The organism is Microbulbifer sp. 2205BS26-8, assembly GCF_030731025.1.
In the GTDB taxonomy this organism is placed as follows: domain Bacteria; phylum Pseudomonadota; class Gammaproteobacteria; order Pseudomonadales; family Cellvibrionaceae; genus Microbulbifer; species Microbulbifer spongiae.
This window is the reverse complement of the sequence record NZ_JAVAMR010000172.1, coordinates 1-602: the sequence shown is the minus strand read 5'-3', so window position 1 is coordinate 602 and position 602 is coordinate 1. Positions and strand designations below refer to the sequence as shown.

1 protein-coding gene is annotated in these 602 nt (G+C 43.0%); it reads right to left on the bottom strand.

Annotated features, from left to right (window positions below; all coding sequences use genetic code 11):
- Positions 1-155 precede the first annotated feature (155 nt).
- Positions 156-488, bottom strand: coding sequence for a hypothetical protein (locus Q5Y71_RS17115; protein ID WP_306043278.1), 333 nt, complete (start codon positions 486-488; stop codon positions 156-158).
- Positions 489-602 lie beyond the last annotated feature (114 nt).

The window sequence follows — 602 nt, the reverse complement described above, 5'->3', positions numbered from 1 at the left end:
ACGGATCTAACGCCGCGGATGTGGAAAGAAAAGTTTGTCCGCAATCCACTGCGGTCAGACATCTATGGTTGGAGCAATAACGCCGTAGAATGAGCGGTTACGTTATACCGCCCAATAATTTTGCAATAGCTTGCAGTACTTCCATATGATGTACCTTACTCAGTAAACCTTAAACCGTTTACTATAGTTTTATCGCGATTGCTACTACATTCACCAGTGTCATACAGTTGAACAGATTTTCCCGACACTTGAGCAGCCAGCATCATAGAAAACAGTTGATCTTTCAATGTAAATTCTTGCGTTGTTACAAGAAATCGACCATTATTGCTGCATGACAATTGGACGCCCTCTAAGGTTCCATAAATTTGGAATCCATCGAAGATTCTAAGGTCAACAAGTTTTCCAGTAGCGGTGGTCCAAGACCCAGCGAGCGCGAATGGGGACGTTGCTAAACAAGATAGGAATGCTAACTTTTTTAAATACTTCATGTGATGACTCTCTATGAATTTAACATTTATATCGTGGTCCCCAGGACCACTTTGTCCGAGACCGTTATTTCCTGGTCGGACTTTATGCAGAATGCCCACAAAGCCCCGCTACGT

Coding starts and splice junctions, on each gene's coding strand:
- Q5Y71_RS17115 (WP_306043278.1), bottom strand. CDS start 488: ATGAAGTATTTAAAAAAGTTAGCATTCCTATCTTGTTTAGCAACGTCC.